The organism is Rhodococcus sp. no. 34 (assembly GCF_054589475.1).
Genome location: NZ_BAAILK010000035.1, coordinates 267,311 through 293,810 on the forward strand (window position 1 = coordinate 267,311; position 26,500 = coordinate 293,810).

Below are 26,500 nucleotides of genomic sequence, written 5' to 3' on the forward strand. Positions count from 1 at the left end.
GCCATGAGAGCTGCGATGATCGACGCTCCCCGTTCCGTGTCGATCGTGACGATCGACCGTCCCAACTGCGGGCCTGACGATGTCGTCGTCAAGGTTGCCTATGTCGGTCTGTGCGGTACGGATCTGGAGTTGTTGCACGGCACGTCGTCATACCTCACTGATGGCCTTACGTCGTTTCCGCATCACTTCGGGCACGAATGGGTGGGCACCGTAGAGCAGACCGGCCCGAATATTCACGATCTGTCGGCGGGTGACGTAGTCACCGGGAGCACGATGATTTTCTGCCAGGCGTGTTCGGCCTGCGGGGCCGGACGACGCAACCAATGCTCCGATCTGCGCGAGGTCGGGCTATACGAACATCCTGGTGCCGCAGCCGAATTCCTCCGCATGCCGCGGCGCACGGTCGTTTCACTCGGTCGCGTCACAGTCGAACCGGAGCACGTTCTCATCGAGCCGCTCGTGACGGTGCTCGAGGCGCTCGACGCTGCTTCGGTGTCGCCGGGTGATCGGGTTCTCGTCGTCGGCGCGGGCACGATCGGCAGCTTGTCCATCGCCATGCTGAGTCGATACCCGATCACCGTCGACGTTCTCGAACCCCGGTCGATCGAACACCTCGACTCCGGCACCGTCACACACAGTTTCACCGATGCCACACACCTGACCGGGCAGTACGACGTGGTCGTGGAGGCGTCTGGCGGCGCCGGTGCGCTGGGTACCGCCGTAGGCGTTCTCCGTCCGGGAGGCAAGTGCATCCTCGTAGGCGTCGCGGCGCACACGGAATCGATCGATCCCGGAGCGGTTGCGCTGGCCGGCATTTCGATCATCGGAGTACGTCACGGGGTAGATCACTACCGCCGAGCCGCGGAACTGTTCCCGCTGATTCGCCCGGCGTTGACCGCATTGATCGACAGTGTGGTTCCTCTGACCGAAGCACAGTCCGCGTTCGATCGTCTCGAAGGCCACAGGACACGGCCGAAGGTGGTGATCTCTGTTGAGTGAGCTCGAATACACAGTGATAACCGGAGCGAGTAGTGGTATCGGCCGGGCAATCGCGCTCGCGCTTGCGAAAGAGGGTCACAACCTCGTCCTCGGATACGGCAATGGTCTCGATCGCATCGCACGGTTGGTGAGCGAACTAAATGCGCAGTTCCGCATCGACGTCGTTCCCCTGCAACTGGACCTGCGCAATGCCGAATCGACAGTCGACGCCGTTCTGAGATGCACAGATGAACTGGGTGAGATCCACTGCCTGGTAAACAATGCCGGAATCAACGATCGATCACCCGCAGATGCACTCGCCATCGATCGAATGCGCGAGGTCATGGCCGTCAATTCGATCACCCCACTTGCGTTGGCCTCGTCGGTGGGGCGCCGGATGATCGCGCGAGGTATCGCAGGATCGATCGTCAACATCACATCGATCCATGACACGGTCCCCATCACCGGCGGTGCAATCTACTGCGCCAGCAAGGCCGCATTGGCGGCGTCGAGTCGTGTCCTCGCCCTCGAATTCGCGCCCCACGGAGTGCGCGTCAATTCCGTCGCACCGGGAGAAACCGCCACCGCGATGAACGGCATCGATGACGAATCGTCGTATGCGGACATCGATCGCCCCGCTATCCCGTTGGGGCGTCCGGCCGGTGTGCACGAGGTCGCAGCAGCCGCGGCGTTCCTCGCCGGGTCCGGTTCGAGCTATCTCACGGGGACCACCGTTACCGTCGACGGCGGACTGGTTCTGACTGCAGCCGAAGCGAATGCCCGCTACGCCGTCGATCATTCTCCAACGCAAGGTCTCATGAAAGGAATCGCATGAAAGCCATCGCAATCGAAGCCACCGGCGACCCAAGCGTTCTCACTCTCACCGAGGTTGACGAGCCGACATCCGGCCCCGGAGACGTCACTGTTTCCGTTGCAGCCGCTGCCGTCAACCCTGTCGATCTGAAGACCCGTTCGGGGTTCTTGCCCATCGAGTTGCACTTCCCAGCCGTATTGGGATGGGACGTCTCCGGAACTGTTATCGCAGTCGGATCCGCGGTAACACGCTTCACGCCAGGAGACCGCGTCATCGGAATGATCGCGCAACCGGCACACCGCTACGGAACCTATGCCGAACGCGTCACCGCCGACCAGTCCTTGTTCGCACCCGCTCCGTCGAACGTCACCCTCGAGCACGCTGCTGCGATCCCACTCGCAGCACTCACCGCTGTGCAATGCCTCGAGAAACTCGACCTTGCACCAGAATCCACGGTGTTGGTGACCGGTGCTGCCGGCGCGGTGGGCCGAATAGCGTCGGCGCTGCTGATCTCGCGGGGACACCGCGTCGAAGCCCTCGCTCGCGAGAGCGACACTGACGAACTCTTGGCCCTAAGCCTCAGCCGGGTCATAGCGAGTCCCGTCGACCTGCCGCAGAAGGAGTACGACGCCATCGTCGACACGGCGGGTGTTGCCGAATCTGTCGACAGTGTGCGAGACGACGGCGCCTTCATCTCCATCGACGACAACGAGCAACCCGCACCGCAACGTGGAATCACACCGGCGAAAAGCTATGTCGACGAGGACGGCTCGGGCCTCGAATCATTCGCCGAACTGGTATCGACCGGTTCGGTCACCGTCCCTGTCGCCCGAACATTCCGGTTCGACGAAGCACCCCAAGCCCACGCTCTGCTGGCCGCGGGCGGAACCCGAGGAAAGGTACTGCTGATCCCATGACCGTGACCGCGAATGTCGAAGATGCCTTGTCCATAGTCGGTGTCACCGTTCCCGATGCGGACGCCGCCGCCAACTTCTTCGCTTCACTCCTGGGTGCGAACCGCGTCGTAAGATCCCCCGGACGTGCCTCCGTACCGATCGGATTGTCGGGGATCGTGGATTTCGTATCAGCGGATTGGCCCCATCAACCCCCACCGCGGTTGGTCGACATCGGTACCAACCATCTGTGCTTCACTGTCGGCGATATCGAACTCGCTGTGAGCTACCTTGATTCGCGAAGCGACGTGACAGTCCTCGGCGACGTGATCGAGGTACCCGAGGGTCCGATTGCGGGCAACAAGTGGGTGTACTTCCGGTCGCCGTGGGGCGATCTCTTCGAACTTCAGCAGTGGCCCGAGGAGCCGGGATACTTCCACGAGACCCAGGCCCGACTCCACCACAGACGAGAGGACATCGCGTCGGCCCTTCTCCCGACCTGCCGCGGTTTGGATCACACGGGCTACAGCGTCCCGGACCTCGACGCCGCGATAGCGCGTCTGGTGACCGCCCATTCGGGAACCGAGGTGCTCCGCACCGACATCGCAGCGGATCGCGGGTTCATGACGGCACAGTTCGATCTCGACGTCGAAGGAACGTCCCGGATGGCGATGGTATCCGTCGGCGACTTGAACATCGAGTTGTTCGAGCACCACATCGGCCGGCAGGAGGCCCCTCGCCCTTTGACCGCCAACGGGGGAAACTTCCTGACGTTCCGCCACGGGGGCGCCGCGCGACTGATTCCGAGTTCGCTGTGAAGTACGGAATCAATCTCCCCAACTTCGGGCCGCAGATCGACCCCGAGGGGATTCTCGCGTGGGCCCGGACAGCGGAAGCTGCCGGATTCGACAATGTCCTACTCTCGGATCACGTGGTGTTGACCGACGACGCGAATCGCCGCTCTCCCGCTCCGTTTTACGAGTGCCTGGCCACGCTGTCCTGGCTCGCAGCGGGTACCGAGTCGATTCGCCTGGGCAGCGGCGTGCTGATCGGCAGTCACCGACACCCGGCCCACCTCGCCCACGCGACCGCGACGATTGATCGACTCAGCGGCGGACGGTTGATCGTGGGCATCGGGGTCGGCTGGACTGCACAGGCTTTCGACGTCCTCGGCGTTCCGTTCACACGTCGAGGCCGACTGACGGATACCACTCTCGAAACCCTGATCGCAGCGTGGACGTCGGAGACATACGACGCACCGGGCTCGGCCGGAACACATCGCGTGCACAACGGACCTCTACCGCTGCAGCAACCACACCCTCCGTTGTGGATCGGCGGCAACGGACCCGCTGCGATCGACCGAACCAACAGATTAGGCACTGCATGGCACCCATTGCACCCTACCCGGGGCCTATGCATCGCTGGAGTCGCTTCACTCGCCCCCGGACGTGAGTTCGTCCCCCGCATCTACTTTCTCCCCACCGAAAAATCTGTCGAATCACCAGACCGTCCACTCGGGTACGGAACCATCAACCAGATACGTGCCGACATCGATTTTCTGTCTGAGATCGGTGCACAGACGATTGTGCTCGATACCGATCCTGGCGACCAGCGACTGCGCCGCTCAACCGACCACGATCTCGATCTGATTCGCATTGCCGGCGAAAGTTTGGGAATGAGTCGGGTGGCCGTCTTATGACTCTGCGGCCCAGCTCGATTCGACAATCCATTTCGACCTCGGCACTGCTGTTCGACATGGACGGAACCCTCGTCGATTCGCAGGCGTCGATCGAGGCTGTCTGGTTCGAATTCGCGGACCGGCACGGCGTTGATCGGGCGGTGGTAGCGCAGGCACTTCCAGGCCGCATCGCTTCCGACATCATCGTTCGGGTTCTCGGTAATCGAGCAAACGTCGAATCCGAACTGAACTGGATCAGGCAAAGCGAAGAGCAGAACTCGCATCCAGTTCGCGCCATCGCCGGCGCCAAGGACTTTCTGGCGTCTGTGCCCCCGGAGCAATGGGCGATTGTCACGTCGGCCCCTCGATCGATGATGGTGCGAAGGCTCACTGAAGCGGGCCTCCCGCTTCCACACGCGTCGGTATGCGCTGAGGACGTGCGCGCCGGCAAGCCAGATCCCGAGGGCTTTCTTGCAGCGGCGGCGCGCTTGAAGGTTTCCGCCGACTCCTGCACCGTATTCGAAGACTCCTCGGCCGGCATGGCTGCTGCGGCCGATTCCGGCGCATCATGCGTTGCAATCGGAGCCGAGCCCGGACGAAACCTTTTGAGAGTGAATAATTTTACTTCACTACGACTCTCCCGAGAGAGATCGGAGCTCGTAATCGACGTGGTACCGGAACTATGACGGATACCGTATCGGTCGATCTGGGAGGTACGTGGCTACGCATCCGCAGCGGTGAGCGAACCGAACGGCTGCCATCGCCCAGCGTGCTCCGACAACCGTCTGCCACTCCCGATCAACTCCTGCGCGAGCTGATCGAGACACTGGATCGATATCTACCGCCGGGTGCCGCAGTGAACATGGCGTGCGGGGCCGCGCTCGACGAACAGAAGGGCGTCGCCCATGGATCCGGCCCATTGTGGGGCGGCGCTCCTGCCGGTGAGATTCCGTTGCTGCGCCTCCTCGAATCCCACCGCCCGGACGTTCGATGGACACTCGTGAACGACGTGACGGCAGGGTTGGCGTCATTCGCTCGTGGGTTTACACGTCCCACCGATCGGCGCATCGCCTACCTCACCATCAGCAGCGGGATCGCACTGCGGATAGCTGATGCAACAGAGGGAGTGATTCCAGTGGATGCATCGGGGTTGCAAGGTGAGGTCGGCCACCTTCGTGCAGTGACGTCGGGGCCGGATACGGTGCGACAGTTGCCCTGCGCATGTGGAGGCATCGGACATGTCGCGGCGATCTCGTCCGGCTCGGCGTTGGCTGCTGTCGCCTCGGCTCTCGAATTGCCCTATGACAGAGATTCGTTCGGTCCAGCACTCGAGTCAGGCGCCCCTGGTGCATCACTTCTGTTGAGCGTGGTCGTCGAGCCGATCGCCGAGCTGGTCAGAACGATGATCGCCCTCGATCCACGACTGGATCGCATCGGGATCGGTGGCGGGCTCGCCGAAGGTCTGTCCGAGATGTACGAGAGGGAACTTTGTTCCCAACTCGCCTCGGTGCGATCGTACGCGGACACGTCACTGACTCCCGAGAGAATCCGTAAGACGATATACCTGTGCCGTCCTCACGACATCGACACCCTGTCCGGTGCCGACGATATTGCCGCCGGTCGCCTCCGCGTAAGCAAGCTGTGAAAGAGGATTCATGACAACGCAACTCACCCATCGCGCAATCGTGAGAAGGGGCAGTCGGTCGAGCGTCGAAAAGCGGCCGACTCCAACTCCCGGACCCGGCGAACTTCTCGTCGCCCCCGAGAAAGTCAGCCTGTGCGGGACTGACATTCAGATTGTGCGCGGAGACAGGGACGACCCCTCGCCCATCGTCGGCCACGAAGGCGCTACCCGCGTCGTCGAAGTGGGCGACGGCGTCACCGACTTCGAGGTAGGTGATCGAGTCGTGGTCAACCCGACGCATCCGCATGATTCATCGTTTCTTCTCGGCCACAACGTCGAGGGGTTGTTTCAACAACGCGTCATCATCGGCGTGCCCGCGGTGAGTGGAGGGTTGGTCACGCCGTTGCCACTGGAACTTTCCAGCGCACGCGCTACTCTCGTCGAACCGTACGCCGTCGTCAGGTATGCGCTCTCCTGCCTCTCACGTGAGTCACCGGGGACGCTGCTCATTTTCGGCGACGGTCTCATCGGAAATCTGGCTGCGGCCCTCGCACCCTCCGTTCTCTTCCCAACCGTCCGAGTAGTAATGGTCCACCGCACCGAACTCGGCATGGAGTGGACGACGAATCACTTTCCATCCGTGGTCAACTCGCTCGCTACCGAGAACTGGGTACGCGAAACCACAGGCTCGGTCGCCGTGCTGGTCGCGACTCACCGCGCCGGCACAGTAGCGTCGATCGACACCGCTCTGGAACGCCTCGGCGATCGAGTTGTCGCCGTGCATCCGATTGGTGGAGTGCCGGCCAAGGCCACGTCCGATTTGTTACCCGGGGTGGACATCGCCGGGGTGCGACAAGCCAACACGGGTGGACCGACACCACCCGCGATCACCACGTTCACCAGGGGCGCTCTGCGCGTTGCCTTGACTGGCAACAGAGGAGTCACGAACCACCAACTCGCCTCCGCTGCAGCTGCATTGACGAGCGCCGACGACACGATCGACACGCTACTCACACACCAACTCGGCATCGATGAGGGCACCGCATTGATGAACGTGATCTGCGAGAAACGGACCCGAGAGGTGGACGGCGAGTTGGTGATTCGATTGGTGGTGAATCTTGCGGGCCATTGAAGGTATTTGATCCGACGAACTCGGGGAACAACCAGCCAAGACCTCCCGCCCGAGATCCCCCACGGACTCGCATTGCTAGTGTTGAGGACGTGTTTGCACAGGGACCCAACGCGCTGACGGTAAAAGGCCAACCGACGCTTCAACACATAGATTTCACCTTTTTGGATTCTTTTCGATTTCCCGACCGGCAGGGCTTCCCCGATTCGTATCGCGCATTCATCCGGCACGCAGGGTGGGCGCGGACCTTCGGACTCTGGCTCATCTATCCGCCCGTCCTTCCCGGATTTGCCGACGGCTGGCAAGGGCGCGCCCGCAACCTCACCGCTCATCTTCATTCGGTCTACACAGAAGGACAGGATGACGAGTTCGATTGGATGATCGAACCCGACGGCGATTGGTCACTCCCCGACTCGCTGCAGGTTTTCGGATGGAGCGAAAACGGTGACGCCCTCCTGTGGGACACAGCATCACGCGACACCGACGGAGAGTTTCCGGTTTGGGAATCACGCTCGTTCAACTCTCTCCACCGTCTCGGCGGGAGCATCCACGAAGCACTACCGTCCATTCGCACCCGGGCTATGGGCCTGTTCGGGCCTCGCACCTTCGACATCGAGCCACTCCAGCCCACCCAACTCTGACGCGCGACCCAAATTATCGATAGGCCGCGGACACAGCCACGAATACGACACCTACGACGACGACCAGGGACAGATAACCGAGAACGAGGCCGGCCACTGCCAATCCGCGCCCACTTTCGCCGGAACGGCGAATCTGGTTCAACGACACATGGCCCACTGGAATAGCAAGAACTCCACCGAAGATTCCAAGTACAAGTGCGACGATGGCCAAGGCATTCGTGCCGCCGACCACCCCGGGGAGCGGCGCCGCCACATGCCTGACAGGCCCGAACGTCGAACGAAGGCTCCTCCCTAACAGCAGCGCCGCGGCCATATACAGCAACAGCCCCGCCACAGATCCGGCTATCCAGGCTCCACGAATCGCCGGCCCGTCGACGTCGAGGATCCTCCCCGCCGCCCTCACACCGGATCCTGCTGCACCGACCGCGATACTCAAATTCACTGCGCCAGGAATAACGGCAAGATGGCAATGGCACCGACACCAAGCGACAATGCCGGGCCACCGCGACGCCGCCACGCCAACGAACTCATCAGCGCTGCAAACAAAGTCACAGCGGTGCCCAGAAGCCCAGTCACAAATCCGACAACGACTCCCGTCTCGAAGTCCCCACCTAGATGACGAGCAACCCACTGTGCCCAGGCCCGCGCGAATGGCGGCCCGAGCGTCAGCGAGACAACGACCGTTGCAACCGCAGCGCACGCCACGACACTGATGACCCGCAGAATCCACCCCAGATAACCGGAATGCGAATTATTCTGCGCAACAGTAGTTTCCGAGCCAATCACCAGGATTCCTTCGTTCAGAGTGTGAGAACAGAACGGCTCTAGCCGTCACTCCACACAGAACCGTGGCCGGACCGGCTCACTCATCTGATCAAGTTCTGGTGCCTGTGTCCGTAGTTCGTTCGCACGACCAAACCGGCGATAGCAACGATTACATGTTTGTGTTAGCGTTGTTTTTATGAGCTCGAGAGCAAAGATTCTGGCCGCAGCGACCGAGCTGCTCAACACCTCCCCCCACGGCGACATATCCACCCGCGCCGTGTGCGAGATGGCCGGCGTCGGCGCCCCCGCGCTCTACCGTCAGTTCGGCGACAAGGACGGACTGCTCGCAGCCGTCGTCGAGGCGGGCTTCTTCGAATACCTCGAAGGCAAACGGGCTGCGACACCTTCCGATGACCCCGTTGCCGATCTACGGGCCGGCTGGGATGCGCACACCGCCTTCGCGCTCGCGCATCCCGCTCACTACCGCTTGATGCACTCACCTTCCGCCCAGAGCGCCGACACCGCCCTGCAGGCCCAGGCGCTACTTCGATCCGTTCTCGAACGATGCGCTGCGGCAGGTGTTCTGACCGTATCGGTCGACGTGGCTACGCAGATGGTGATGTCCGCCAATGCGGGCGTCGCTCTGATGCTCGTCGTCAGGCCGGAACAGTACCCCAATCCGACGCTGTCACAGCGAGTTCGCGACGGAATCTTCGCGTCCATCATCGACGAATCCGGCGCCCACCCGGAAACCACACTCAACAGAGTTGCATCTACTCTCGACGCCCAACTGGCCGCCGCAGATTCAACTTCTCTCTCCGCCAACGAAGTCGGCCTACTACGAGAGTGGCTTCGCAAGCTGTCCGATGCAACCGAAACCAGTTCAGGAGTTACATCATGACTGACACCACCACCCGCGTCGCCATCGTCACCGGAGCTTCCGGCGGCATCGGGCGAGCGACTGCCGAGAAGCTCGCCGCCGACGGAATGGCTGTCGCCGTGCACTATTCAGGAAACATTCAACGCGCCCAGGAAACAGCTGACGCCATCGTCGCTGCGGGCGGTCGCGCCATAGCGGTGCATGCGGACGTCGCCGACGAAGGTGAAGTCGCGGCCCTGTTCGATACGGTCGAGGAGGAGTTCGGGGGCATCGACGTCGTCGTCCATGCAGCCGGAATCATGATTCTCTCCACCGTCGCAGAACTGAACTTCGACGATTTCGATCGGATGCATCGGACCAACGTCCGAGGGACCTTCGTGGTCGACCAGCAGGCAGCCAGACGTGTCCGGCGCGGTGGTGCGATCATCAATTTCTCCACCTCCGTGAAGAAGCTGGCGTTTCCGACTTATGCCGCGTACGCCGCCACCAAAGGTGCTGTCGACGCGATCACTCTGGTTCTCGCGAAAGAGCTACGGGGACGCGATATCACGGTCAACGCCGTAGCCCCAGGCCCCACGGCCACCGATCTATTCCTTGACGGGAAAGACGAAGCTACAGTGGAGAACCTGTCCAAGCTGGCTCCCCTGGAACGCCTCGGCACACCGGCGGACATCGCGGAGGCTGTCGCGTTTCTCGCCGGCCCAGCTCGTTGGGTCAATGGCCAGGTCATCTACGTCAACGGCGGCGTGATTTAGCAAAACCATCGTCTAAGGAGCACACCTTGGCAATTCCGACAAAACAGTCAAACCAGTCGACTTTGGTTGTAATGTGCAAACAATGGATAACCAGGATCGAGGGTCCGCCCGGACGTCACGACGGCAGTTCATCAGCGTTGCAGGGCTGGCGGCAACCGCGGTCATAGCCCTCGCGACCTCCTCGACCGCCGGCGCCGCCGGCCCCACGGCACCCAATCCAGGTTCGCGGGTCGGCGATCCTGCGGAAGCCCAAGCGGTACAGCGCGTCGCAGAGACACTGCTGAACAGCGGAGTCCCCGGTCTTGCCTTCGCCATCGTCAAACCGGATGAGAAGAACCGCAAGGCGAGTGTCACCACTACGTACCACTACGGATATGCCGACGTCGAAAACGGCGTGAGAGTCACTCCACGAACGCAATTCGAGATCGCCTCGGAGACCAAGACCTTCACCGCTGCACTACTGGCGAAACTGATCGCTCGGGGAGAAGTCGGATTGGACGACCTGGCGAGCAAGTATTCGGATGGCAACCCGCTGCCGAAAGGCATCGGCGGCGAGGAGATCACGCTTCGCCAACTGGTCACCCACCGTTCCGGTCTGAGCGACGACCCGCCCAATCTTTCGGCGGGGTGTGCCGATCCCACACGATCGTGCACGGACGAGAAGGCGAAGTACACCAGAAATATGCTCTGGAAAGGACTCCAAGACGCCGGCGCCTTGGAGTTCGCCCCCGGTAGCCACTGGGTGTACTCGGACTTCGGGTTCGGACTGCTCGGCACACTCATGGCCGACAAAATCATTCCGGGACAAGAGAAGCCACCATTCGCGGCGGCAGTCGCCCGCGAAATCACCGACCCGCTCGGGATGATGGGTACCGTGATCGAGACCAAAGCAACCGACCTTGCCGTTCCGTACCACCTCGACGGCACACGAGCGCCTCTGTGGAACAACACGGGTGCGATCGCAGGCGGGGGTGGGCTGGTCAGCACCGCCGAGGACATGTCGATCTGGGCTGCAACAACTCTCGGCTACGGAAACAACCTGCTCAAACCAGTCCTGACCTCGATGCTCGAGCAGATCGACACGCAAGCTCCGGAGAATCCTGCATTCGGAATGGGAATGGCGTGGCAGCTCCAACCCCCGACGCCGAACTTCCCACAACGGTTCGCCAAGAAAAACGGAGACAGCTCGGGATCCAACTGCATCACCCTGCTGGTTCCCGACAGCGGCTGGTCGATCACGATTCTGGCGAACGGTGGAAATGCGGCGATGATCGACCCTGCAGCCGTGAACCTGATGCATGATCTGGTTCCGAGACGACCGATATTCGGTAGCTCGACGGGAAGTTCGTCGGGCAGCGACGTCGGCTTCCAGACCGGGTCATTCGGATAGACCCACTTACCTACGGGCGCTACATCTTCGTCGAGCGTACCATCACGAAGCAGTAGAGCCCGTAGGTGATGATGCCCAATCCGGCAAGGATCAGCAGCGCCACTCCGTACGGCTGCGCGCCCAGCGTCTTGAACGCTCCGTCGAGTCCGGAGGACTTGCCGGGTTCGGAACTGTTGACCGCAAGAAGAACCAGAATGCCGACTGCAGCGATGGCCAAGCCCTTGGCGACGTACCCGACGGTTCCGAGTCGGCGCACGAAGTTGCTGGGTGTGCCTTTCAGATCATCGAGGAAGTTCTGGCTCGCGCCCTTGTACACGTGGTACACACCAACGGCGATGATCGCGATCCCGCCGATCACCAATGCGATAGTTCCAAGCGTGTTCTCCATCAAACGCGCCGTGATCCCCGCACTCTGACCGCTGCTGGACTTCCCGCTACCGCGGGCGAATCCGAATGCAGTGAACGCAAAACCGAAATAGACGAGCGAAATGCCCAGAGCCTTTGCGCGGTTGAAGAACTCTTTCTTCTTGTCGTCAGAGGACGGCGACGACGAGCTTCCCAACGCAGCTTCGGCCAATCTCCACAACGCCATGGCAAGGAAGGCCACGACGCCGACCCACAGAGCGAAGACACCCCCTGGCTTTCCTGCCAACTCGGCCATCGCACCCGATTGGTCCGCAGACCCGGATCCACCGAGAGCAAGGCGGATCGCGATATATCCGATCAGCAGATGAACCACACCGCTGACGACGAATCCGGCACGGGCAAAGCGCTCGAAGACATTGTTCTGTGCGACGTCAGCCGCCGTGGACGCGACGCTCTTCTGGTCGTGCGGTGACGATTCTTTGTTCATCATGATCGTCGAACCATATACGGGCAGACGCTTCCCTCGAACGCCTGCATCAAGTGTTTCGAGATCAAGGGTTTCGAGGGTTCTGATCCGGCGTCGACCGCGGTTCTTCGGGGTTGGGAACCTTGGGGTCGATCGTGTCTGCATGATCTCGTTGCTGGTTCAGTTCCTCGCGAGAACTCGTCGCCTCTTTCCGATGCTGCGCTGCATGATGTTGCAGCGCAGACGCTTCCGCCGCTTTGGCGTCGGCCTCTGCCTGCACCATGCGCGCTTTGGCTGCTGTCTCTTCTGCCCGCGCCTCGCGCTCGCCTACTTGCAGTGACTTGTCTGCGACGTCTTCGCGGATCTGTTCTGCCTCGATGTGACGACGCTCGTCACGCCTGTTTCGCGCCACCCACAGGAGTGCGGCCACGATCGCTATCACCACGACCACGGCAACAATTATCCAGATAATGCTGCTGGTACTCATACTGCGAGAGGTACCCACCTGCGACTTTCTCACACGCAGGCAAACAAATACGCTGAAATTACAGGTCGGTCGGATGTGTGTTGGCTCCGCATAGAACCACGCACAGTTCACCGTCGGACGGCGGCGACACCGTTCCGTTCAGAACCGGAGCCAATGCTGCCGCGGTTCCCAACTCCACCAGAATCCGGAACTCCCGCCACAGGAATGCCCGCGCTTGCCGGATCGAATCATCTTCGACCACAACACTGTCTACCGAACTCTCATGCAGTGTCTCCCAGGCGATGGCACCAATTCGTGTAGCCCCCAACGAGTCTCCGGCGATACTGTTCACTTCGATATCCACCGGACGCCCCGCATCGAGCGAGGTGCGCAAGGTGGCAGCCCCGGTCGGCTCGACGGCTACCACGTGATCTTCGGGACGAGCCGCCGCGACGATTCCAGAGACCAATCCGCCGCCGCCGACTGCAACGCAATACGTGATCGGTCCGGATGCGTCGTCTTCGAGCTCGAGAGCGATGGTGCCGGCCCCACTGACGATGTCGGGCAGGTCGTAGGCATGCAGTTCGAGCGCACCGCTGGTGCGTGCGATGTCCGCCGCAGCGGCAGCAGCGAGTGCATACCGGTCGCCTACCTTGTGAACGGTTGCACCCAACTCTCCGAGAGCCTTCACCTTGGCATCAGGCGCTGTCTCCGGTACCACCACTGTGCAGGTGAGTCCTCGTCGCCGCGCTGCCCACGCGGCCCCGATTGCAGCGTTGCCGCCAGACGCGATCACCACGCCGGCATCGGGCATGGTGCCGTCGGCGACCGCTCGTTCCACTGCATTGAGACTGCCGCGCACTTTGAAGGAACCGCCGTGCTGGAGGTACTCGAGCTTGAACAGAACCGGTACCTCACCCTGTGGCGTCGGTAGCGCAGTGCGAAAGATCGGAGTACGCCGCGCCAGTCCTGCGATACGAGTCCGCGCAGCTTCGACGTCCGAGCGCTCGATTGCCACTGGACCTGCATTGTTGTCGGCGGTGAGAGTCATGTACCAACCCTACGGTTCGCAACTTCGACCCGAAGCAGTCGGCCCATCGTCATCACGATGTCTGTTTTTCACCAAGGAATGCCCGCATCTGACCGAGACAATGCACCTCGGGGTGAATAAATTTACTACTACAAGCACAACGACGACATCAAGGAAAGGCACACCCCATGTCGAAGATCGCAGTATTCGGTGGAAACGGTTTTGCAGGAAGCGCAATCGCGAAAGAAGCCGCTTCACGCGGCCACGAGGTAACCGTCGTCGCTCGCAGCGCGCAGTCCGGAACCGACACGAATGTCGTGCAGGGTTCTGTTCACGACAACACGATCGTGGAGCAGATCACGGCAGACAACGACGTCGTTGTCGTTGCCATCCCCGCTCGCGAGATCGACGGCAAGCGCCTGCTCGACGCCGTCACTCCCCTCGCAGATGCCGCCGCACGCAACGGTGCTCGCATTGCCGTAGTCGGTGGCGCCGGCAGCCTGTTGGTCTCCGAGGGTGGGCCGCGCGTCGTCGACACCCCCGACTTCCCGGACGCATACAAGGGTGAGGCACTCGCTCACGCCGACGTCCTCGATGCGCTCCGCGCGACCGACAGCAATGTCGACTGGTTCTACGTGAGCCCGGCCGCAGCATTCGGCGCCCATGCCGGCGTCGCTCCGAAGGGATCCTTCCAGGTGGGTGGCGACATCCTTCTGACGGACGCCGAGGGCAACTCCGCCATCGCGGGCGAAGACTACGCACACGCTTTTGTCGACGAGATCGAGACTCCGGCACACGGTCGCCAGCGTTTCACCGTCGCACACTGAATATGAGCAACCTTCGTAGGCGCGCAGCCTGGATGACTGTTCCCGCTGCCGCCGCACTCCTGCTCACTGCGTGCTCCAACGACGCGGAATCCGCAACGCCCAGCAGTTCTACGACGTCCACGAGCGTTGTTGCCGAACAGGGCGATCAACTCGAATCCAACAGGACCGTCGTCACAGACTTCTACGAACTGGCGTTCAACGGCCGTCAGGTACAGCAAGCCGCCGACCGGTACCTTGGCGACGTCTACATCCAGCACAACCCCACCGCCGCCGATGGGGCAGCCGGATTTGTCAGCGGCATAGGCGGTTACGTCGAGGCCACACCCGGATTGCATGCCGAGATCACTCGCGTTTTCGCCGAGGGCGATCTGGTTGCCCTCCAGTCCCACACCACGTCTGCACCCGGCGACCGCGGCCAGGCGGTATTCGACATCTTCCGCGTCGACAACGGCAAGATCGTCGAACACTGGGATGCCATTCAAGACGTGCCGGAAACGTCCGCGAATCCGAACACGATGTTCGACGGACCCACCTCGTCGCCGTCCAAGTCGTCAGAAGTCTTGGAGCGCAACACGGCCAACGCGTTGACGTTCCTGCAGCTCGCCTTCAACGAAGGCAAAGCCGCCGAGGCTGCCGACCAGCTGGTCGGTCCGACCTACACGCAGCACAACCCCTCGTTCGCTGACGGCAAGGACGCATTTGTCACCGCACTGGCCGGGATCGAACCCGTTACCGAAGACAAGGCCACCAAGTTTCCACGGACGGTAGCCGAGGGCGACTTCGTCTTTGTTCAGACCTTCGCTTCGTCCGGTGAGGGAACGGCCGGCAGCGGCTCGATGGACATCTTCCGATTCGACGAGAACGGCAAAATCGTCGAGCATTGGGACGCCGTCCAGGACTACCCGTCGACGACTGCAAGCGGCAACACCGTGTGGGACGACGGTCGCTGAGACGGCAACTCCGAACAGTTCAGAGAGGGATGCGGATCAGCCGACGTTGATTCGTTCTGTGTCGCCGTCGTAGTAGTCCAACAATCTCTGATCCATCACCCGGCGCCACAGCGGTGGAATCCACGCGATCACGATCATCACTGCGTAGCCGGCCGGAAGTTGCGGCGCTTCGGCCGCGCTACGCAGACTTTGGTACCGCAGCTTCGGGTTGGCGTGGTGATCGCTGTGCCGCTGCAGTTGGTAGAGAAACAGATTGCTCACGACGTGATCGCTGTTCCAACTGTCAGCGGGGCTGCAGCGAACGTACGAGCCGTCGGCACGCTTGCCACGCAGCAGGCCGTAATGCTCGAGGTAGTTCGCGGCTTCGAGGAAGGTGAATCCGGCAACTGCCTGCAGCAGGAGCCAGGGCGCGACCTCCCAACCGAAGATACCGATCAGCGTCGCGAAGAGGACAACACTCATCGCCCAAGCGTTGAGAATATTGTTCTCGAAGCTCGAGGTTCGTTTGCCTTTCCTCTGGAGTCGAGCGCTCTCGATGCGCCATGCCGAACGCAGCCCGCCGAACACACTTCGTGGCAAGAACCTCCAGAAGCTCTCACCGAACCGTGAGCTGGCCGGGTCCTGCGGAGTAGCTACACGCACATGGTGGCCGAAATTGTGTTCCACGTAGAAGTGCCCGTAGAGAGATTGCGCAAGCGCCACTTTCGCGAGCCACTGTTCGATCTTCTCGCTCTTGTGGCCGAGCTCGTGGGCCGCGTTGATACCGACGCCGGCGACGACGCCCACCGTGAACGACATCGCGATCTTCTCCGCGATTCCCATCGGAGCGTTGATCCAGCACCAGCAGGCGAAGACCAGACCGGCGTATTGCAAGGGGAGGAACGCGTAAGTGCACCAGCGGTAGTAGCGGTCCTTCTGCAGTCGTGGGATCGCATCGTCCGGCGGACTTTCGCCGTCTTCACCGGCCAGCATGTCGATGATCGGGATGACGATGACCAGTAGCCACGCGCCGGTCGCCCAGAACAATCCGAGACGAAGGTTGTCGACGAGAATCCAGGAGAGGAACGGGCTGAGTGGAATCAGCAATCCGAGCGGCCACAGGTACCTCTTGCGGTCGCGCCAGCGCGGATTTTCGCCGGACGGCGAGTCGGTGTTCTGGACAGCGTTCGATTCGGTACACCGTGCGTCGGAAGTCGCTGTCATTCGCCGATCTCGCCTTTCGTCCCCTCGAACGATTCGCCCCACGCACCGTTCACGCTCAGCAAACCAGAACTAATGTCCGGACGGGTATGGTCCCGAAATCCAGAGCGCCCTGCTCGAAAGACGGCACGAGCGCTTGTACTCACCAAAAACTCCCCCGCACATCACTGCTCACCCCGACAGTAGATACGGACAAAATACCCCACGGATCTGCGGGGATGGCGACCACCTCCGCACGTCGCCGAGGATCGATGATCCCTGCCAAGGCAAGGTTGAACCGCGTCGCCCTCGTCGAAGTAACGGTAACCGGCAGTGACAGAAATCATAAGCAGAGGACAGGATTTCCGCTCGTAGTGGCGACCAAAAAGACTGCGCGCCCTCAACTGGTCAGTTGCGGGCACGCAGTGAAAAGGTGAGCAAGCGTCAGAGCGTTGCAAACACCTTCGTTTTCACTTCGTTCAGCCAACCGTTCGCGGTCACGAAGTCTGTGACGCTCGACTGCAATCCGAAGACGTGCCCGGCCTGCGCCGCCGGCAGCCTCGTGAAGAGGTTGTCGTCGAGGACCGCCTGAACCGCCGCACTGGTCGACCCGTCCGCGTTCAGCGGATACAGCACGACCGTCACGCCGTTCAGGATGTCGGCCAACTGCTCCATCGGATAGGACGCGTATCCGGCATCGGTGTAATTGGTCGGAACACCGGGCCCGTACGCCAATCCGAGTTCGTTGACCACCAAATTGCCGATCGCACCGGTGGGCTGCTGAACCGAGAAAGCGCCGGGCGCGTCTCCGAGTGAAATGTGAATCCACTTGTTGGTCGCGATCACGTCGGCGTACTCGCCACGGACACGTTCGAGATTCTCTTCGTAAGCAGTCCGCGTCGACTCGAGCACGTCGGTCTTGCCAATTGCCTCAGCAAGCTCGGTGGTGATCTTCTTCCAGTCGCCTCGGCTCTCTCCCTTGACGATGACGGTGGGTGCAATGCCGGACAGACGGTCGAACGCCGCTTGGTCCACCTCGTCGGCGTCGCCGACAATGATGTCGGGATCCGCCGCAGCGATCGCTTCGAAGTTCATTTCCCCGAAAGGCCCGATGGTCGGGAGCCCGTCGACGAAGGCCTGCTGCTCCGGCGTGAATTCACTGATCCACTTGCCGTAGTCCTGCACAGCAGCCGGTTTCACTCCGAGGGACATGAGCTGCCAAGGAGTGTCGTACGACGCGGCGACGACGCGCTCAGGTGAAACCGGAACCTCGATGTCCCCGTACGCCGACGCGACGGTCCGGACGTCCGTCTGCTCGGAGTCGGCCGACGACGAGGAACAGCCGGTCACCACCATCGCACCTACGACGGCAACCGCCGCCGCTGCAATGACTCTGGAACCGAAAGAAAATGATCGAATTGCGCGCACGCAGAACTCCTACAGGGTGATTGTTTAGCCAACCCTAAGTTCATTCTGCGGCACGGCACAAGTCCGATCGAGATGCTTTGAGTCGCTGTTCGGACTAGTCCTGTAGCCAATCGGTCATTGGCGCGCGCGGATGATCGATCAGGCTTGCAAACTCCCCCGGTGTCACGCCCATCGTTCGACGAAAAGCCGCACCGAACGCGCTTTCGGAACGAAAACCCGTCTTCCGCGCCACAAACGAGATGCTTCGACCGAGTGCCAGAAGTTGCATCGCGTGATGAGCCCGCAATCGCATACGCCATTCCGAGAAGGTCAATCCGGTCTCGGCCGGAAACCTTCGTGTGAGAGTCCTCGTACTGACCTTCGCGTCGGTGGCCCACTCCTCGACCGATCGGGTGTCGGCCGGGCTGGCGACCAACTGATCTGCGATCTGCCGAAGCCACGGCGTCGTCGGCAGCGGTACATCGAAAATCAGTCGCGGAACAGGTTCGACGAGGTCGATGGCAAACGCCTCGGCTCGTCGACGAGCCGCGTCGGTCAGGTCGTCTCGGGTGAGGTGATCGAGTACTTGTTCGAGCAGCGGAGGGGTGGACAAGGCCACCACACGATCCAACCCGGTCACATCGGATGCCACCAACCACGTGCACGACAATTCTGTGCCGCTGCGCGCTGTCACCTCGTGGGGAACAAAGGACGGGATCCACAGACTGACTCCGCTCGGCACCGTGTACACAGTCTCCGGAGTACGGACCTCGAGAACACCGTCGATCGCCCACAGCAATTCGTGATCGCTGTGGCGGTGCATCTCCCAGGTGTAGTCGGAATCGACGGCCAGCCGATTGGTCGCCAACCGCAAGTACCCGTCGGCACTGACGCGCAGCGGTCGAACGACGCGTTGCCACTCGGACAGTTCGTCGAGCGGACTGCTGAGCGGGTAGTCGATCTGCTCGCTCACCGCAGCGTCGACAGTTCGGGATGTCCGAACAGGCCAGGCAACCCACCGGTGTGCAGGAAGACCGTTTTTGATCCCGCCGTGATGGCTTCGTCCTTCACGAGTTGGATCAATCCCGCAAAGGCTCGGCCGGTGTACGTCGGGTCGAGGAAGATGCCCTCAGTACGAGCCAAACATCGGATCGCGCCGGCTGATGCTTCCGTGAGCGTCGAATATCCTTGTCCAACTTGGTTTCGCAGGATCTGAAGATCTGCGGCTCGCGCGGTCGGACCAGGCATCTCGTCCAACAACCCAGCGACAGTCGACACCGGGTCGGCAACAGCCCCGACGTCGACGCCCACAACTCTGTCGACGCCCAGATGCGCGACAAGGCCTGCCATCGTTCCACCCGATCCGAGTGCAACCACGACGCGATCGACGCCGGCGAGTTGCTGTTCGATCTCGCGTGCGCAGTCCACGTATCCCTGCGCAGCCACCGCGCTGGTACCACCGAAGGGAATGACAAAAGGTACACCGCCCGAGTCCGCGACGGCCTGCACCGCGGCGTCGAGCGCGGATGCCGTGTCCCCACCGGCCCAGACGATCTCAGCGCCCGCGAGTGCATCCAGAACGAGATTTCCCTGCGCGGATTCCGGCTCGGCACCACCGAGCACCAGCACACAACGCAATCCCAAACGGGCTGCTGCCGACGCAGTCAAGCGAGCGTGATTGCTTTGCGGCGCACCGGTAGTGATCAGAGTCGTCGCGCCGACGGCCAAAGCCTGAGCGCAGGTGTACTGCAGCTTTCGGATCTTGTTGCCGCCGCCGCCCAGGCCAGTGACGTCGTCACGTTTGATCCACAGATCTTCCGGCCCCAATCCGAGTGCCTGCGCGCAACGCGCCAGAGGTTCGACGGGCGTCGGCCAACTGCCCAAGCTGATCGGCGGAACGGCGGAACTCAACATTTGACGAGTCTAGTTCGACCGTGCACCTACAGGCTGGGCTCAGATACAGTCGGGACATGGGAACTTTCACGACGACCACACGTGATGTACCGCTGACCGTCAGCCGACCGGATTCGCCGAGTGAACCGAGACATACGGTAGTAGTTCTCCAAGAAGCGTGGGGCGTGAACCAACACATCGAGAGCATCCTCGAACGCCTCGCCGATGCCGGCTACCTTGCCGTCGCCCCGCATCTCTACCATCGCGGCGCACAGACCTCCTTCACCGACTTCCCGTCCGCCAAGGATGCGCTCATGGCACTCGACGGCACAAGCATCGGCCACGACGTACGTGCCGCCGTCGACTACAGCCGATCCGAGGGAGCAGACAAAGTCGGCTCCCTCGGATTCTGCATGGGCGGCACCGCATCCCTGTGGTGTGCCGCCGTACCCCTCGTCGATTCCGCTGTCACGTACTACGGTGGCGGCGTTGCAGAAGCCCGATGGGATGGGATTGCCGCAGGCACCGAACTTGCAGCGCAACTGCAGGTCCCGTGGCTCGGTCACTACGGCGACCTCGATCCGAGTATCCCGCCGGAGAGCGTCGAGCAATTGCGCGCAACCGCGTCCGATCTCGCCCGGGTGTACCGCTATGCCGACGCCGGCCACGCGTTCAACAACGACACTTCGGCCAGCCACTACGCCCCGGATTCTGCTGCCCTCGCCTGGACCCGCACTATGGAGTTTTTCGCCGAAACCCTTTGATTGCCAATGTAAGTCAGGGAACCCGCTTGACCACCGTGCCGGTGATCTCGTCCTGAACCTGTTCAGCCGTCACCGCTCGACTCTGCGCCCGACGTGATCGGGTGAAGTAGTAGATGCCGATCACGGCAAGAACAAACGGCACCCCGAACACCAAGGTCATCTTGAAATCCTCGACCCACAATGTCGTGACGAGGATCGCGACCATGAGGACACCACCCAGTATCGTCCCCACCGGGAAGAACGGAATCGTGAACGAGAGGGTTCGTCCTTCGCTTGCCATCCGCTTGCGAAAGAACCAGTGCGTCACGAAGATCAGCAGCCACGTCGCCATCGCCCCGAACATCGACAGCGAGATCATCAAGGTGAATGCCTGCTCGGGAAAGAGCACGTAGACGATGGTTGCGACGGCGATACCCGACGTCGACAGCAGCAAGGCATTGACCGGTGAGCCGTTGGCCCTGACCTTGCCGAGAATGGCCGGCGCGTCACCAGCACGGGAGAGCGAGAACATCATTCGCGAAGACACGTACAGCTGACTGTTCATCGCGGACAGCGCGGCGATGATCACCACGAAGTTCAGCACACTGTCTGCGCCCGGAATCTTCACAACCTGCATCACCGTGACGAAGGGACTTCCGCCGCTCAAGATCTTGTCCATCGGAGCGATTGCCAGAATCAGGGCAAGCGTTGCGATGTAGAAGACGAACAGTCGGACGATCGTCACACGGAACGCCTTCTTCACCGCCACCGCGGGGTTTTCCGCCTCACCGGCTGCAATGGCGATCATCTCGATGCTCAAGTAGCTGAAGATCGATACGATCACGGCAAACCACATGCCGGACAAACCATTCGGGAAGAATCCGCCACCGGCCGTGTAGTTGTGAAATCCGTAGTCCGGGTTCCCGCTACCGAACACTACGTACGCTGCCATCACGATGAACGCCACGATCGCGAAGACCTTGATCGTCGAGAACCAGTACTCCATCGTTCCGAAGGCCTTGACGTTGAACATGTTCACGCCGATCAGCACTCCGGAGAACAACACGATCCACAGCCATGACGGTACGTCGGCGAACCAGAACTGCATATATTCACCGATTGCGGTGACCTCGGTACCGACCGCGAGGACGATGCACGACCAGTAGAGATAGCGAACGAGGAAGCCGATCAACGGTCCGACGTAGAACTCTGCGTACGCACCGAACGAACCCGATGTCGCATGCGCGACAGTCATTTCGGCGAGGGCGCCCATCAGCAGGAGGGCGATCAGCCCACCGATCGCGTAACTGACGATGACGCTCGGCCCGGCAAAGCCGATGGCGAACTTACTGCCGAGGAAGAGTCCGGTGCCGATTGCGCCGCCGAGCGCGATCATGCTCATCTGCTTGGGGCCGAGTTCGCGTTTGAGACCTGATTCTCGTTGCTGGATGTTTTTGAAATCACTCATGAAAGCTCCTTGCGAAAGGCGGCACCTCCCGGTCCGCGGAAACTTGGAAGAAGAATCAGGTGACTGCGTCGCGCTCGCGGAATTCGGGGCGATCCCAGGACTTGTTCTCGAGGATGTCTCGCAACACGTCGACGGCGTTCCACACGTCGGCGTATCCGAGATAGAGCGGAGTGATACCGAACCTCAGCACTCCGGGTTCGCGGTAGTCGCCGATGACGCCCCGCGCGATGAGAGCCTTCATGATCGAATAGCCCTCGGGATGAACTAAACTCACGTGCGAGCCACGACGCTCGTGCTCGCGCGGCGTGATCAACTCCAAACCGTAGGCAGCGCAACGCTCCTCGACGAGGCTGATGAAGAGATCGGCCAGCGCGAGCGACTTGCTGCGGATGTCGGCCATGTCAGCTTTGAGCATGACGTCGAGACCACACTCGACGAGTGACAACGACGTGATGGGTTGAGTACCACTCAGAAACCGTCGTATTCCTGCGCCCGGTTCGTAGGCCGACTCCATCGCGAACGGTCGCGCGTGCCCCCACCACCCGGACAGCGGCTGGATTCCGGTGTTCTGATGGCGACGGTTGACCCAGATGAATGCAGGTGAACCCGGACCGCCATTGAGGTACTTGTACGTACACCCGACCGCGAAGTCGGCGTCGGCACCGCTCAGATCGACAGTGACGGCGCCGGCCGAGTGTGCGAGATCCCAGATCATGAGGGCGCCACGTTCCTGCACTGCTGCAGTGACTTCCGTCATCGCATACAGGTTTCCGGTGCGGTAGTTGACGTGCGACAACATCACTACGGCGGTGTCCGGTCCTACTGCTTCGGTGAGGTCGCCCGGTTGGTCGATCAGGCGTAGTTCGTATCCCTGATCGAGCAGCGAGATGATGCCCTCCGCAATGTAGAGGTCAGTGGGGAAATTGTCGCGCTCGGAGACGATCACCTTCCGGCTGGGATCCTGAGCAGCCGCGATGGACAGCGCAGAGGCCAATGCCTTGAACAGGTTGATCGACGTCGAATCCGTTACTACCACTTCGCCTTCACCTGCTCCCAGCAACGGGGCAAGTTTGTCACCGAGGCGGACCGGGAGGTCGAACCATCCAGCCTCGTTCCAACTGCGAACCAAGCCGTTGCCCCACTCGTCGCCGATCACTCTCGCGGCGCATTCCTGCGCGGCAATGGGACGCGCGCCGAGCGAGTTTCCGTCGAAGTAGAGAACGCCCTCCGGAATCGCGAACTCGCGGCGGAACTCCCTCAGAGGATCCACTGCGTCGGCCTTGACGCAGTCTTCCAACGAAAGTGTGGTTGTCGATGTCATGACGATTCTTCTCCTGCATGTGTCGGCGTTGAAAGTGATGAAGGCAGAGTCCGGAGCACGGCGCGTACCGGGCTGGCATCGAGGTCGAGGAACTTCAGCGGCAGTGCGATCAACTCGTAGTAGCCTTCGTCGACGTCGTCGAGGCAAAGTCCTTCGAGGATCGCGACGCTACGATCGCTTGCCGCGTGGTGCCCGTCCATGGTCTTGCTGTCCATCGGATCGAACGAGGCGCCGTCGATTCCGATCAGAACTCCACCGCGGTCGGCGAACCAGTGGGTCAGCTCCGGAGAAACACCGGCGAAGTCGTTGTCCCACTTGCGTGGGTACTTCGGGTACGTCCTCAGAATCAGCCGTTGCGGCAGATGGCCGCCGAGTCGCTCCACCGTCTCTTCGACGGGCCTGATGCAGGCGGCACCGTCGACCCCCGTCATGTCGACCACCAGTGCTTCGCCGAGATAGGGCTCGAGGGGAACGGAACCAATGGTCGCGCCGTCGATGCGAGTGTGCGCCGGCGCATCGGCGTGAGCACCGATATGCGGAGTGGTGGTGATTCGGTTGATGGTGACGGCGTCACTGCCGCCGAGGTCGGACGTGACAGCGCGGGTGAAGGCGGTATCGCCTGGCCACACGGGCGTCGATTCGGAGATCGGCGGGCTGATGTCGATCAACCGCGCCCTCCAGTCGCCCGTGTGTCCGTCGCCCGCGTGTCGGCCGATCCTCGGAAGCATCCAGACCCCTTCGTCGCAACAGTCGACTGTGTAGATCTCGACCGTTTGATAATTCGATGTGTTTGGCAAAAGCTAGGATCATCGACGGGCGCGGTCAATAGATGCTGAATATTTTCGCGACGGCAGGGAGAAATCGGATGATAAATGCGATCGAACGGGCAGCTGCCGCAGCTCGGCCGAATCATGTTCGGCTCGACGACGTCGATACGGCGATTCTCCGCGAACTCGTCCGGGATGCACGCATCCCCAACAACGCACTCGCCGAGAAGGTCGGGATAGCGCCGTCGACCGCTCTGGCGCGGATGCGCGCTCTACGCGAATCGGGCGTCATCAAGGGGTTTCACGCAGACATAGACCTCGAGCTACTCGGCCTCGAGATCTCGGCGATGGTGTCGATTCTGATTCACTCCCACGCCAGAAGTCGGATGACGGAAATTGCCGAGCACCTGAGCGGATTGGATTCCGTTCAGCGAGTGTTCCTGATGAGTGGGGACCGTGATCTCCTGGTGCACGTGTCGTGTGAATCCCCCACTCGGCTTCGCGATTTCGTCAGCGCGCACCTCAACGATCCGGCCATCGCCAATACCCAGACCAACCTGATCTTCAGCGAACTGAGTCAAGGCGGCTGAACTGCAGCTGTCGCCAAGGCGTCTTCGGGTGCTTCCGAGATCGACACCTCGATTCGAACTTCCCCCACTAGAGTCGAACGGCATGTTGCCACTCGGGTTGTCCATGCTCTGGGAGTCGGTGGAGTCGGAAGCCGCTCTGAAGCAGCGATTCGGATTCAACAGCTTCGGCGCAGCCACCCATTGGGTCTCGGCGGTACTCGAGCAGACTTGGGGATTGACGGCCCTCGAGTGCTCGCGAATGGCGATCAGTGACCAGAACGCGATCGTGTGGGTTGCGAGCGACCGAGGTGGGCTGGTGGTGAAGTGGTCGCGCGACACAGAGCGCTTCGCGAACCTGGAGGCGTCGACGCGCCTGCTGAGCGCACTCGCCGGGCAGGGTGCGCCCGTTCCGTCGCCAATCACTTCCCTGAACGGATTGGACCGGGAAACACTGCTGGACCGGGAAACACTGGAAGGGCCTTCGTGCGCAGTGTCATTCACCGTACTGCCGGAGTTGGCGGGAGATTGGTTGGACGTGCAAGACCGCGCGGCGGTCCGTTCGGCAGGAGCATGTCTGGCAGAAATACACCGAACGCTCGGCGCCACCCATGTCGACGGATCGGTTTTCTCGTCGCGCAGCACCGGGTTGAAGGAGCGCATCGGTGGTTGGCTCGAGAATTTCGACCGCGGGTTCGCGCCTGAGGCAACGCGTAGGCTCGTGGGCCTCCTGGCGCGTGCGTCCGAGCTCGATGACCAAACTCAACTGGTACACAACGACTTCCGTGCAGCCAACATCTTGACTCGAAACTCTCGGACCACCGGAGTACTCGACTTCGACGACGTGGTGATCGACCACCGGGTGAGCGACCTGGCCAAGGCAAGCGTCTATCTGGGCACCCTGTTCACCGATTGGCGACCGACACCGATCGCGGTACGGCAGAGCCTGCGCGCCGGCTACGAATCCGTCCGTCCCCTCAGCCGATCCGAGACAGAATGGTTCGAGATCCTCGAACTGTGGCACGGCCTGATGGCAATCCCGGGTGAGAACGACACCGCCGGTTGGGCATCAGCGTTGTGACAAAAGTGGGGACGCCGGTACCGGCGTCCCCACTTCGCTTCTGATCACATCAGGATCCGGCGCGGATCCATTCTTCGAGATGCGGCGCCTCGGTACCGATCGTCGTGCCGTCGCCGTGACCGGTGTGAACCTCGGTCTCGGAGGGGAGCGCGAACAGCTTGTCGCGAATGGACCCAATGATGGTCGGGAAGTCTGAGTACGACCGCCCCGTTGCGCCGGGTCCACCGGAGAACAAGGTGTCGCCGCTGAACAGTTCCCCCGCCTCGGGCAGGTAGAGGCAGGTCGACCCCGGGGAATGGCCCGGTGTGTGGATGGCCAGAATGTCCGTACCCGCCACAGCAATACGCTGATCATCTTCCAAGCTCAGATGCTTCACCCCGGGGTGAGTCATCTCCCAGAGGACATCGTCGGCCGGGTTCAGGT

30 protein-coding genes are annotated in these 26,500 nt (G+C 61.6%); 17 read left to right on the plus strand and 13 right to left on the minus strand.

Translation table 11 applies throughout. The annotated features are described in order from the left end of the window. Nucleotides 1–3 precede the first annotated feature (3 nt). The 9 genes from ACYP01_RS14435 to ACYP01_RS14475 all read left to right on the plus strand — a co-directional run bounded on the left by ACYP01_RS14435 (nucleotide 4) and on the right by ACYP01_RS14475 (nucleotide 7,757). Nucleotides 4–999 carry a zinc-dependent alcohol dehydrogenase gene (locus ACYP01_RS14435; RefSeq protein ID WP_020909399.1) on the plus strand — a complete coding sequence of 332 codons (996 nt, stop codon included), beginning with the start codon at nucleotides 4–6 and terminating at the stop codon, nucleotides 997–999. Then, nucleotides 992–1,813: an SDR family oxidoreductase gene (locus ACYP01_RS14440; protein ID WP_019745655.1), complete on the plus strand. Its 822-nt coding sequence runs from the start codon at nucleotides 992–994 to the stop codon at nucleotides 1,811–1,813. Before ACYP01_RS14435 ends, ACYP01_RS14440 begins: the two co-directional genes overlap by 8 nt. After that, nucleotides 1,810–2,709 (plus strand): NADP-dependent oxidoreductase, encoded by a 900-nt coding sequence (locus ACYP01_RS14445; RefSeq protein ID WP_447000870.1) that lies wholly within the window; start codon nucleotides 1,810–1,812, stop codon nucleotides 2,707–2,709. The genes ACYP01_RS14440 and ACYP01_RS14445 overlap by 4 nt, the downstream gene beginning before the upstream one ends. Next, nucleotides 2,706–3,503 carry a VOC family protein gene (locus tag ACYP01_RS14450; protein ID WP_459680716.1) on the plus strand — a complete coding sequence of 266 codons (798 nt, stop codon included), beginning with the start codon at nucleotides 2,706–2,708 and terminating at the stop codon, nucleotides 3,501–3,503. The genes ACYP01_RS14445 and ACYP01_RS14450 overlap by 4 nt, the downstream gene beginning before the upstream one ends. After that, nucleotides 3,500–4,384, plus strand: coding sequence for a TIGR03619 family F420-dependent LLM class oxidoreductase (locus tag ACYP01_RS14455; protein ID WP_083056428.1), 885 nt, complete (start codon nucleotides 3,500–3,502; stop codon nucleotides 4,382–4,384). The genes ACYP01_RS14450 and ACYP01_RS14455 overlap by 4 nt, the downstream gene beginning before the upstream one ends. Next, nucleotides 4,381–5,049, plus strand: a complete 669-nt coding sequence (locus tag ACYP01_RS14460) for an HAD-IA family hydrolase (RefSeq protein WP_459680718.1) — start codon at nucleotides 4,381–4,383, stop codon at nucleotides 5,047–5,049. Before ACYP01_RS14455 ends, ACYP01_RS14460 begins: the two co-directional genes overlap by 4 nt. Continuing rightward, the gene (locus ACYP01_RS14465) at nucleotides 5,046–6,008 is read left to right on the plus strand and encodes an ROK family protein (RefSeq protein WP_459680720.1); all 963 of its coding nucleotides are present in this window, start codon (nucleotides 5,046–5,048) and stop codon (nucleotides 6,006–6,008) included. The genes ACYP01_RS14460 and ACYP01_RS14465 overlap by 4 nt, the downstream gene beginning before the upstream one ends. 10 nt (nucleotides 6,009–6,018) lie before the next feature. Then, nucleotides 6,019–7,119 (plus strand): alcohol dehydrogenase catalytic domain-containing protein, encoded by a 1,101-nt coding sequence (locus ACYP01_RS14470; protein WP_447000875.1) that lies wholly within the window; start codon nucleotides 6,019–6,021, stop codon nucleotides 7,117–7,119. An 89-nt stretch (nucleotides 7,120–7,208) separates the two neighbouring features. Continuing rightward, nucleotides 7,209–7,757 carry an SMI1/KNR4 family protein gene (locus ACYP01_RS14475; protein ID WP_459680724.1) on the plus strand — a complete coding sequence of 183 codons (549 nt, stop codon included), beginning with the start codon at nucleotides 7,209–7,211 and terminating at the stop codon, nucleotides 7,755–7,757. A 13-nt stretch (nucleotides 7,758–7,770) separates the two neighbouring features. Here ACYP01_RS14475 and ACYP01_RS14480 read toward each other — a convergent pair whose 3' ends face one another. Both ACYP01_RS14480 and ACYP01_RS14485 read right to left on the minus strand, forming a co-directional pair. Then, nucleotides 7,771–8,199, minus strand: coding sequence for a DUF4190 domain-containing protein (locus ACYP01_RS14480; RefSeq protein WP_459680727.1), 429 nt, complete (start codon nucleotides 8,197–8,199; stop codon nucleotides 7,771–7,773). Beyond that, nucleotides 8,196–8,543, minus strand: coding sequence for a hypothetical protein (locus ACYP01_RS14485; protein WP_459680729.1), 348 nt, complete (start codon nucleotides 8,541–8,543; stop codon nucleotides 8,196–8,198). Before ACYP01_RS14485 ends, ACYP01_RS14480 begins: the two co-directional genes overlap by 4 nt. A 175-nt stretch (nucleotides 8,544–8,718) precedes the next feature. Between ACYP01_RS14485 and ACYP01_RS14490 the strand changes: the two genes are divergently transcribed. From ACYP01_RS14490 to ACYP01_RS14500, 3 genes are all read left to right on the plus strand, one after another. Further along, nucleotides 8,719–9,423 (plus strand): TetR/AcrR family transcriptional regulator, encoded by a 705-nt coding sequence (locus ACYP01_RS14490; protein ID WP_459680732.1) that lies wholly within the window; start codon nucleotides 8,719–8,721, stop codon nucleotides 9,421–9,423. Further along, nucleotides 9,420–10,157, plus strand: a complete 738-nt coding sequence (locus ACYP01_RS14495; RefSeq protein WP_081558526.1) for an SDR family oxidoreductase — start codon at nucleotides 9,420–9,422, stop codon at nucleotides 10,155–10,157. Before ACYP01_RS14490 ends, ACYP01_RS14495 begins: the two co-directional genes overlap by 4 nt. 82 nt (nucleotides 10,158–10,239) lie before the next feature. Further along, a complete protein-coding gene (locus tag ACYP01_RS14500) occupies nucleotides 10,240–11,547 on the plus strand; it encodes a serine hydrolase domain-containing protein (protein WP_459680734.1) in 1,308 nt (435 codons plus the stop codon). Nucleotides 11,548–11,566: 19 nt separating this feature from the next. Here the strand turns inward: ACYP01_RS14500 and ACYP01_RS14505 are convergent, their stop codons facing one another. From ACYP01_RS14505 to ACYP01_RS14515, 3 genes are all read right to left on the minus strand, one after another. Next, nucleotides 11,567–12,403 (minus strand): DUF1206 domain-containing protein, encoded by an 837-nt coding sequence (locus ACYP01_RS14505; RefSeq protein WP_459680736.1) that lies wholly within the window; start codon nucleotides 12,401–12,403, stop codon nucleotides 11,567–11,569. A 61-nt stretch (nucleotides 12,404–12,464) separates the two neighbouring features. After that, a complete protein-coding gene (locus tag ACYP01_RS14510) occupies nucleotides 12,465–12,866 on the minus strand; it encodes a hypothetical protein (protein WP_020971062.1) in 402 nt (133 codons plus the stop codon). A gap of 58 nt (nucleotides 12,867–12,924) precedes the next feature. After that, nucleotides 12,925–13,896 (minus strand): serine/threonine dehydratase, encoded by a 972-nt coding sequence (locus ACYP01_RS14515; protein WP_050655983.1) that lies wholly within the window; start codon nucleotides 13,894–13,896, stop codon nucleotides 12,925–12,927. Nucleotides 13,897–14,063: 167 nt separating this feature from the next. Between ACYP01_RS14515 and ACYP01_RS14520 the strand changes: the two genes are divergently transcribed. After that, nucleotides 14,064–14,702, plus strand: coding sequence for an NAD(P)-dependent oxidoreductase (locus tag ACYP01_RS14520; protein WP_459680739.1), 639 nt, complete (start codon nucleotides 14,064–14,066; stop codon nucleotides 14,700–14,702). 32 nt (nucleotides 14,703–14,734) lie between these two features. Further along, nucleotides 14,735–15,652 (plus strand): nuclear transport factor 2 family protein, encoded by a 918-nt coding sequence (locus tag ACYP01_RS14525; protein ID WP_242692427.1) that lies wholly within the window; start codon nucleotides 14,735–14,737, stop codon nucleotides 15,650–15,652. Nucleotides 15,653–15,688: 36 nt separating this feature from the next. Here the strand turns inward: ACYP01_RS14525 and ACYP01_RS14530 are convergent, their stop codons facing one another. The 4 genes from ACYP01_RS14530 to ACYP01_RS14545 form a co-directional block, all read right to left on the minus strand. Next, nucleotides 15,689–16,855, minus strand: a complete 1,167-nt coding sequence (locus ACYP01_RS14530) for an alkane 1-monooxygenase (protein WP_459680742.1) — start codon at nucleotides 16,853–16,855, stop codon at nucleotides 15,689–15,691. 420 nt (nucleotides 16,856–17,275) lie between these two features. Further along, nucleotides 17,276–18,259, minus strand: coding sequence for an ABC transporter substrate-binding protein (locus tag ACYP01_RS14535; protein WP_030536016.1), 984 nt, complete (start codon nucleotides 18,257–18,259; stop codon nucleotides 17,276–17,278). 94 nt (nucleotides 18,260–18,353) lie between these two features. Further along, entirely contained in the window at nucleotides 18,354–19,211 is an 858-nt protein-coding gene (locus ACYP01_RS14540) for a helix-turn-helix transcriptional regulator (protein WP_050655982.1), read from the minus strand. Continuing rightward, complete coding sequence (locus tag ACYP01_RS14545; RefSeq protein ID WP_054187490.1) at nucleotides 19,208–20,152, minus strand: D-cysteine desulfhydrase family protein; 945 nt, start codon at nucleotides 20,150–20,152, stop codon at nucleotides 19,208–19,210. Before ACYP01_RS14545 ends, ACYP01_RS14540 begins: the two co-directional genes overlap by 4 nt. Nucleotides 20,153–20,208: 56 nt before the next feature. Here ACYP01_RS14545 and ACYP01_RS14550 point away from each other — a divergent pair, with 56 nt between their 5' ends. Beyond that, nucleotides 20,209–20,895, plus strand: a complete 687-nt coding sequence (locus ACYP01_RS14550) for a dienelactone hydrolase family protein (RefSeq protein ID WP_459680747.1) — start codon at nucleotides 20,209–20,211, stop codon at nucleotides 20,893–20,895. 13 nt (nucleotides 20,896–20,908) lie between these two features. Here the strand turns inward: ACYP01_RS14550 and ACYP01_RS14555 are convergent, their stop codons facing one another. Genes ACYP01_RS14555 through kynB form a run of 3 tightly spaced genes read right to left on the minus strand, consistent with a single transcriptional unit; the run spans nucleotide 20,909 to nucleotide 24,391 of the window. After that, entirely contained in the window at nucleotides 20,909–22,342 is a 1,434-nt protein-coding gene (locus ACYP01_RS14555; RefSeq protein ID WP_287482569.1) for an amino acid permease, read from the minus strand. Between the two features lie 55 nt (nucleotides 22,343–22,397). Further along, nucleotides 22,398–23,663 carry a kynureninase gene (gene kynU / locus ACYP01_RS14560; protein ID WP_459680750.1) on the minus strand — a complete coding sequence of 422 codons (1,266 nt, stop codon included), beginning with the start codon at nucleotides 23,661–23,663 and terminating at the stop codon, nucleotides 22,398–22,400. Then, complete coding sequence (gene kynB / locus ACYP01_RS14565; RefSeq protein ID WP_459680752.1) at nucleotides 23,660–24,391, minus strand: arylformamidase; 732 nt, start codon at nucleotides 24,389–24,391, stop codon at nucleotides 23,660–23,662. Before kynB ends, kynU begins: the two co-directional genes overlap by 4 nt. 137 nt (nucleotides 24,392–24,528) lie before the next feature. On the opposite strand from kynB, the gene ACYP01_RS14570 reads away from it, so the two are divergent. Both ACYP01_RS14570 and ACYP01_RS14575 read left to right on the plus strand, forming a co-directional pair. Further along, complete coding sequence (locus ACYP01_RS14570) at nucleotides 24,529–25,020, plus strand: Lrp/AsnC family transcriptional regulator (protein ID WP_007730865.1); 492 nt, start codon at nucleotides 24,529–24,531, stop codon at nucleotides 25,018–25,020. 82 nt (nucleotides 25,021–25,102) lie between these two features. After that, nucleotides 25,103–26,077 carry a phosphotransferase enzyme family protein gene (locus ACYP01_RS14575; RefSeq protein ID WP_459680754.1) on the plus strand — a complete coding sequence of 325 codons (975 nt, stop codon included), beginning with the start codon at nucleotides 25,103–25,105 and terminating at the stop codon, nucleotides 26,075–26,077. A 49-nt stretch (nucleotides 26,078–26,126) separates the two neighbouring features. Here the strand turns inward: ACYP01_RS14575 and ACYP01_RS14580 are convergent. Next, nucleotides 26,127–26,500: MBL fold metallo-hydrolase (locus ACYP01_RS14580; protein ID WP_459680756.1), on the minus strand; the 374-nt coding region annotated here is incomplete at its 5' end.